8 protein-coding genes are annotated in these 6,521 nt (G+C 66.8%); 2 read left to right on the forward strand and 6 right to left on the reverse strand.

Annotated elements, in window-relative coordinates; all coding sequences use genetic code 11:
* Positions 1 to 49 precede the first annotated feature (49 nt).
* The 3 genes from G9C89_RS17530 to G9C89_RS24985 all read right to left on the reverse strand — a co-directional run bounded on the left by G9C89_RS17530 (position 50) and on the right by G9C89_RS24985 (position 1,872).
* Positions 50 to 775, reverse strand: a complete 726-nt coding sequence (locus G9C89_RS17530; RefSeq protein ID WP_172150328.1) for an endonuclease — start codon at positions 773 to 775, stop codon at positions 50 to 52.
* Between the two features lie 201 nt (positions 776 to 976).
* Complete coding sequence (locus G9C89_RS17535) at positions 977 to 1,321, reverse strand: zinc ribbon domain-containing protein YjdM (protein ID WP_172150330.1); 345 nt, start codon at positions 1,319 to 1,321, stop codon at positions 977 to 979.
* Positions 1,322 to 1,464: 143 nt separating this feature from the next.
* Positions 1,465 to 1,872, reverse strand: a complete 408-nt coding sequence (locus G9C89_RS24985; protein WP_178115595.1) for a hypothetical protein — start codon at positions 1,870 to 1,872, stop codon at positions 1,465 to 1,467.
* Positions 1,873 to 2,067: 195 nt separating this feature from the next.
* Between G9C89_RS24985 and G9C89_RS17545 the strand changes: the two genes are divergently transcribed.
* Positions 2,068 to 3,792 carry a GspE/PulE family protein gene (locus G9C89_RS17545; protein WP_172150332.1) on the forward strand — a complete coding sequence of 575 codons (1,725 nt, stop codon included), beginning with the start codon at positions 2,068 to 2,070 and terminating at the stop codon, positions 3,790 to 3,792.
* 37 nt (positions 3,793 to 3,829) lie between these two features.
* Here G9C89_RS17545 and G9C89_RS17550 read toward each other — a convergent pair whose 3' ends face one another.
* The 3 genes from G9C89_RS17550 to G9C89_RS17560 form a co-directional block, all read right to left on the reverse strand.
* Complete coding sequence (locus G9C89_RS17550; protein ID WP_172150334.1) at positions 3,830 to 4,600, reverse strand: phytanoyl-CoA dioxygenase family protein; 771 nt, start codon at positions 4,598 to 4,600, stop codon at positions 3,830 to 3,832.
* A gap of 42 nt (positions 4,601 to 4,642) precedes the next feature.
* The gene (locus G9C89_RS17555) at positions 4,643 to 5,143 is read right to left on the reverse strand and encodes an LEA type 2 family protein (protein WP_172150336.1); all 501 of its coding nucleotides are present in this window, start codon (positions 5,141 to 5,143) and stop codon (positions 4,643 to 4,645) included.
* A gap of 146 nt (positions 5,144 to 5,289) precedes the next feature.
* Complete coding sequence (locus G9C89_RS17560; protein ID WP_172150338.1) at positions 5,290 to 6,129, reverse strand: DMT family transporter; 840 nt, start codon at positions 6,127 to 6,129, stop codon at positions 5,290 to 5,292.
* Between the two features lie 251 nt (positions 6,130 to 6,380).
* Here G9C89_RS17560 and G9C89_RS17565 point away from each other — a divergent pair.
* Positions 6,381 to 6,521: serine dehydratase beta chain (locus G9C89_RS17565; protein WP_315852815.1), on the forward strand; the 141-nt coding region annotated here is incomplete at its 3' end.

Raw genomic sequence — 6,521 nt, forward strand, 5'->3', positions numbered from 1 at the left:
TGATGGGTATCGCTGCGCTCAACATCCTACGAAGCCACCCCCGCTGGCGTCAGCCGCTGGTGCGGCGGGTGTCGCCGGCGCGGCGTAGCGCTGGGCAGCGGCCCTGGTCGACGGCACCGATATAGGGGTTGCCGTGGCCCATGACGCAGCCGACTTTCTGGTTGCGCCAGCGCTCCCATTCGCTGATCGGGTACTGACGGTTCCAGGCTTCGTAGGTGCGCCGGTCGAGCTTGGACAGGCGCAGCTGGTAGTGGTCGGCCATGTACAGGTAGATGCGCGCCGAGGCGCCGCGGACCGGTTCGGGGGGCATGGCGGTTTTCTGCTTGAAGTTGACCACCATGGGGCAGGCGCCGTATTGCTGCGGTTTGTCGCCGAGCATGCCAAGGGCGTAGTTGGAGCGGTCGCCATTCACTTCGCCGATGCTCGGCACCAGGTTGTGCAGGTCGGCCTCGGCGGCCTTGAACAGCGGGTCGTTGCGCGTGCAGTTCTGGCGCCCGCCGTGCTGCCAGCACTGGCGCTGATGCCCGATCACCCAGGCCGGCACCACGTGCTCCCATTCCAGGCGCTGCGCGCGGCGTGGTTGCTTGCGCACCTTATAGCCGCAACTGGCCAGGTCGACCTGCTTGCCGTGGTAGGCGCAACCGCAATAGAAGGTGCTCGGTCGTTCGGCGTAGAGCTGCCAGGCGATCTTCTTGGCGGCGGCGAAGTTTTGCGGGGCATCGGCGTGGACGGATACGGCGAACAGCAGGCAGAACAGGGCGATCAGGCGCGGCATGGAGGGCTCTGGGCAAAAAGCTGCGCATGATAGTGCCGGAGCAGCTGGCCAGGGGCCTGCAAGACGCTCTAGGACGAGGGGTTTCGGGTTTTTTTGATTCTGTGGGGACGGGAGTGTGCAGGGGGCGCACCCTGAGGACGCTCAGGCGCGGCGCAGATTCTGTCTGAGCGTTCCCACCTGGCGGTGGGAACGCTCGCTCGGTCAGACCTTGCGCACGAACTCGGACTTGAGCTTCATGGCGCCGATGCCGTCGATCTTGCAGTCGATGTCGTGGTCGCCGTCGCACAGGCGGATGCCCTTGACCTTGGTGCCGACCTTGACCACCAGCGAGGAGCCTTTGACCTTGAGGTCCTTGATCACGGTGATGGTGTCGCCATCCTGCAGCACGTTGCCGACCGAGTCCTTGATCACTTTGTCGCCATCGGCAGCCGCTTCGCCAGAGCCGTCGGCGGGCCACTCGTGGGCGCATTCCGGGCAGATCAGCAGTTGGCCGTCTTCATAGGTGAATTCGGAATTGCATTTGGGGCAGGCTGGCAAAGTGCTCACGGCGGGTCCTTGAGGGCAGGCTTATGGAAAGCCGCAGATTATATAGGGTTTTGCCGTGGATTTGAGCCTGCGAGGATGCGCGGTGCTCCCCGGCCTGTCATGCAGACCGCCCGCCCCGCGCTAGGCGGGGCGGGCAGGTGGTGCTACCAGCGTGGCGCGTAATAGCCGCGGTCATAGCGTTGGTGCTGGCGGTAGCGATCATTGCGGTAATGATGCTGGCGGTAGTGATGCCTGTTGTGGTGACGGAACTTGTGGCCCGAGCGGTACTGGTAGCGCGGTTCTACCACCACCGTATAGGGCCGGTAGTACACGGGAGGCGGATGGTAGTAGCGCGGATAGGACTCGTAGTAGACCCGTGGTGGCGGCGCGCCGATTTCCACATACACCGGCGGGCGGTCATAGCGGCTACCGGCGACGATGGCGCCACCCACCACGGCCCCGACTACCGCACCGGCAATCACGGCATTGCGATCGGAACCCCGTGCCGCCGCCTCTCCTGCCAGTGCCAGGCTGGCGACAAGCACCGCAAGTAAAGGAATACGCGCAATCATGAGCAGATCTCCTGCAAATCGTCGGCAGAAGCCGGATACAGATTCGACTGGCAGGCCGGCGAGAATTTCCCGCCGTCGATGTAAAGCTTGTGTAAAACCCGGGAACGGCGGCGGTGGCTTTATTGACCCGGCACAGTGCCGGCCAAGCGAAAGCGCCTAGACTGGGCGGATGCCGCCTGCCGAGGTCTGTTGCCCATGCCGCTGCTCATCACCGATCACCAGCAATTGCTCGAACACCTGCGTCTGCGCGCCGAGAACGAACAGCCGCATCGGTTGGTCGGCGCGCTTCTGGTGGAGGGCGGTCACCTCGATCCGCAGAACCTGCAGCAGGCCCTGCGCCTGCAGGGGCAAGAGCCGGACCTCGGCCGGATCGGCGATATCCTGCTGCGGCGCAAGCTGATCGACAAGCAGCATCTGGCCGAGGCGCTGGTGCAGCAACTGGACAGCGCGCGGGTCGATCTGGAGGCCTTTCGGGTCGAGGCCCAGGCCTTGCTCCTGCTGCCCGAGCACCTGGCCCGGGAGTATCAGGTGCTGCCGCTGATGCTGGAGGGCGAGTTGCTGGCGGTGGCTACGCCAACGCCGTCGGACTGCGAGCTGTTGCACCTGCTCGGGTTTGTCACCGGCAAGCGGGTCGAAGCCATTCAGGTGAGCAGCGAAGAGGTGCAGGCGGCGATCAATCTGCACTATGGCGTGGCCACCGAACTGGAGTTGCCCGAACACCAGGGCCTGGCGCCCGAATTGAGCCTGCACCGTATCAAGCAATTGGCCGAGGACAAGCCGACGGTGCGTTTTGTCGACAGCCTGCTGGAGGATGCGATCGGCCGGCGTGCCTCGGACATCCATCTGCGACCCGGTGAACGGGAGGTCGTCGTGCTGTTTCGCATCGACGGCGTGTTGATGGAAATCCGCCGGATCAAGCCCGGCAACCTGGCGGCGATTGTCAGCCGGATCAAGATCATCGGCGGCATGAACATCGCCGAGCGGCGCCTGCCCCAGGATGGTCGGCACCTGGTGCGGCTAGGCGATCGGACTATCGACCTGCGCCTGTCGATCATGCCGACGGTGTATGGCGAGAGCGTGGTGATCCGCATCCTCGACACCCGGCAGAGCCTCAAGACCCTGGATCAGATCGGCTTCAGCAGCGAGGATGCCGGGCGCTTTCGCAACCTGACCAGTCACAATCAGGGCATCCTGCTGGTGACCGGCCCGACCGGTTCAGGCAAGAGCACCACCCTGTACGCCGCCCTCAATGGCATCAAGACCACCGGGGTGAACATCATCACGGTCGAGGATCCGGTGGAGTACCAGATCGACGGGATTCGCCAGATTCAGGTCAAGCCGCAGATCGGCTACACCTTCGCCCGCGCCCTGCGGCACATCCTGCGGCATGACCCGGACGTGATCATGGTCGGCGAGATCCGTGACCAGGAGACCGCGATCATGGCCACCGAGAGTGCCCTGACCGGCCATCTGGTGCTCTCCACCCTGCATACCAACAGTGCCGCGACCACGGTGACCCGCTTGCTGGAAATCGGTGTCGCGCCCTACCTGCTCAATGCCAGCCTGCTCGGGGTGCTGGCCCAGCGCCTGGTGCGGCGCAACTGCCCGGAGTGCCTGGAAGAGGAGCAGGTGCCGGATTATGTGCGTACGGCGCTGGGCCTGGATGCGCAGGAGCGCTTTTATGTCGGCCGGGGCTGCAGCCATTGCCACGGCAAGGGGTTTGCCGGGCGCGTGGCCGCCTATGAGCTGCTCGAGGTCACACCGGCCTTGCGCGCCCTGATCCAGCCGGCGGTGGCGGCCCTGGCCATCGAGGCGCAGGCCATTGCCGACGGCATGCGTCCCCTGACCCAGGGTGCCCTGGCCCTGGCGCGGGACAAGCTGATCGCATTGGCCGAGGTGTATCGGGTGCGTCTGGAGTAAACGCCAGCGCTGGCATTCTTGCGGCCTGGCGGCGCGCTCAGTCGTATTCCGCTTCCTCGTGCTCGCCCAGCAGCCGGCGCTGGCGTGGCGTGCAGGCGGCCAGCACCTCGGGGGCGAAACGCCAGCTCAGGTAGGGCGAGAACTTCTGCGCGACCATGCGCCGGCCGTAATGCACCTGCAGCAGGTAGCGCGTGCGGTCCGCCGTGCGGTTGTGGCTGCCGGCATGCCAAAGTTCGCTGCGGAACATCAGCACATCGCCGGCGCGGCACAGCAGCGCCTGTGCCGGCACGCCCTGCCACTGGCTCTCGCCCGCCCGCGGCTTGCGCCCGGCGCGGTGGCTGCCGGGGATGACCCGGGTCGGGCAGAGATCCGCGTCGATGTCGTCGAGGTAGAAATGCGCCGTGCAGATCTGCATGGGCAGGACGAAGCCCGGGTCGGCCAGCAACGCCTCCGGCAACTCCATCACCAGGTAGTCCAGGTGCAGTTCGGCGCCGACGAAGCCGGGGTGACTGCGCCAGGCGGTCTGGCCAATGATGTGGCAATCGGCGCCGAGGGCGGCCTCGGCCAGTTCGATCACCCCCGGCTGGTCGAGGTAGGCCAGCCAGAACGGGTCGCGGTTGAACACGCACTTGTAGTGGTCGACCAGGCCGGAATAGTCCCAGTGCTGCGGCGTGAGGCGGTCGATGGCCGCGCGCAGTGCGGCGATCTGCTGCGCATCGAGCACCCCGGGGAGCAGGGCGAAACCCTGCTGGTGCAGGGCCTGCAGGTGAGTGGCGGTTGACTTCGGGCCGCCGTTGGCGATGTGCATGGCGCTTGCTCCTGCATGCCCCCGGGTTATGCGGGCACGCTGTCAGGGCCTCCCTGGCGCGCCCGCCGGCGCGGGCCAGTTCAAGGTGCCCGAGTCGCTGAAGCGCGTGGTGCCGAACAGGCCGCCGGCCAGTTTGCCGCGCAGCGCGTAGGGCAGATTCTGCCCCGGCTTATAGCCGCTGACGCCCCAGGCCTGGCGCATCACCGAATAGGCGGAAATGCTCACCGGTACGCTGATCACCGCTTCGCCGAAGCGCGGCACCTGGCCGCTCTGGTTGCTCACCCCGCTGGCCAGCGGTTGCTGGTTGATGTCGAGCTGCAGGGCCACGCCGTGGTAATCGATGGCATCGTCGTTGGGGTTCTGGATCCGCAGCTTCACCGCAAAGCGCATCTCCAGCCCTTCGCCCGGCAGCGGCTCCAGGCCGACCAGATCGATGTGCAGCGGGTCGCGGGGGACCAGGCTGCTGCAGGCGCCGAGGCCGAGCAGCAGGCCGCAGGCGAGGATCCGGAGCAGGTGGCTGAACAGTGGGCGGGGACTCTGCATGGCGGGGCTTCCGATTATGGACGGGACGCACTGGAAGACAGCGGTGCCGCGGCTTTTGCTCAGCGCGCGGGCTGTTGTCGTCAGGTTAGCCCGATTGGCGACTGTGTGTGCGGATCGCCCGGCGCCTATCTGCACCTGGAGTGGCTTCAGCCGCGCTGTTTGGCGCTCAGCACCACCGCGACGCCGCCGAGCACGGCCAGCGAACTCAGGAGCAGTCGCAGGCTCAAGGCTTCATCGAGCAGCAGGCTGCCGGCCAGGGCGGCGATGATCGGCACGCTGAGCTGCACGGTGGCGGCCTGGAACGCCTTCAATCCGCGCAGGGCGGTGTACCAGACGGCGTAGCCGATGCCCGAGGTCAGTGCGCCGGAGAGCAGGGCGTAGAGCAGCCCGGGACCATCCCAGCTGGTCTGGCCGAGCAGCAGCACACTGGCCAGCAGCGCCAGCGGCGTGGCCCGCAGGAAGTTGCCGGCGGTGACCGCCAGCGGGTCGCCGCCGCCACGGCCGAGCAGCGAGTAGACGCCCCAGGCCGCGCCGGCCAACAGCATCAGCAGGGCACCGCCGAGTGGCGGTGCGCTGGCGCCGGGCAGCAGCAGGGCGAGCAGGCCGCCCAAGGCCAGCAGCAGGCCGCTCGCGGTCAGCGCGGTGAGCCGCTCGCCGCGGTAGAAGCCCCACAGCAGCATGCTCACCTGCACCGCGCCGAACAGCAGCAGCGCACCGACCCCTGCATCCAGGCTGACATAGGCGAAGGAAAACGCCGCGGCATAGGCGAACAGCGCGACCGCGCCGGACCAGCTGCCGGCCAGCGCGCCATCGCCGCGGCGCAGGCGCAGCAACAGCCACAGGGTCAGGGCGCCGGAGGCGAGACGCAGGCTGGTGAAACTGGCGGCATCGATCTCGGTTTCCTTCAGCGCCAGGCGACAGAGCAGCGAGTTGCCGGCAAAGGCGAGCATGGCCAGGGCGGTCAGCAGTAGGGTGCGAAGGGGCATGGCCATCCTTGTGCGCAGGGCAAGTCGGCCTATCTAAGCACAGCGAGGGCGCCGGGAGGATAGGCCGAAAGTTGCAGTGCGCCGCGGCACAATCGGGCCGCCAGAGCAAAGCCCGCGCCGGTGGGCTGTTACGCTCCTGGCGACTCTGAACACGTTCGGGTCGACGTTAGACAGTTTTAGCCGCCTGTAGCAGCCGACAATCCTTCGCAACGCGCGCCTCTCGGGACGTGCAAACGCTTTAGGAGTCGGCCATGGCCATCAGTGTGTTTGACCTGTTCAAGATCGGTATCGGGCCATCCAGCTCGCATACCGTCGGCCCGATGCGCGCTGCGGCGCTGTTCCTCGGCGCGCTGCGCGAGCGGCGCATGCTGGCGCGGGTGCAGCGCGTGGAA

It is taken from the genome of Pseudomonas tumuqii (assembly GCF_013184545.1).
Classification (GTDB): Bacteria; Pseudomonadota; Gammaproteobacteria; order Pseudomonadales; family Pseudomonadaceae; genus Aquipseudomonas; species Aquipseudomonas tumuqii.

What these genes read in the sequence shown, in the direction of transcription:
- G9C89_RS17555 (WP_172150336.1), bottom strand. Translation starts at nt 5,143, where the DNA reads ATGCAGAGTCCCCGCCCACTGTTCAGCCACCTGCTCCGGATCCTCGCC.
- G9C89_RS17560 (WP_172150338.1), bottom strand. Translation starts at nt 6,129, where the DNA reads ATGCCCCTTCGCACCCTACTGCTGACCGCCCTGGCCATGCTCGCCTTT.
- G9C89_RS17550 (WP_172150334.1), bottom strand. Translation starts at nt 4,600, where the DNA reads ATGCACATCGCCAACGGCGGCCCGAAGTCAACCGCCACTCACCTGCAG.
- G9C89_RS24985 (WP_178115595.1), bottom strand. Translation starts at nt 1,872, where the DNA reads ATGATTGCGCGTATTCCTTTACTTGCGGTGCTTGTCGCCAGCCTGGCA.
- G9C89_RS17545 (WP_172150332.1), top strand. Translation starts at nt 2,068, where the DNA reads ATGCCGCTGCTCATCACCGATCACCAGCAATTGCTCGAACACCTGCGT.
- G9C89_RS17530 (WP_172150328.1), bottom strand. Translation starts at nt 775, where the DNA reads ATGCCGCGCCTGATCGCCCTGTTCTGCCTGCTGTTCGCCGTATCCGTC.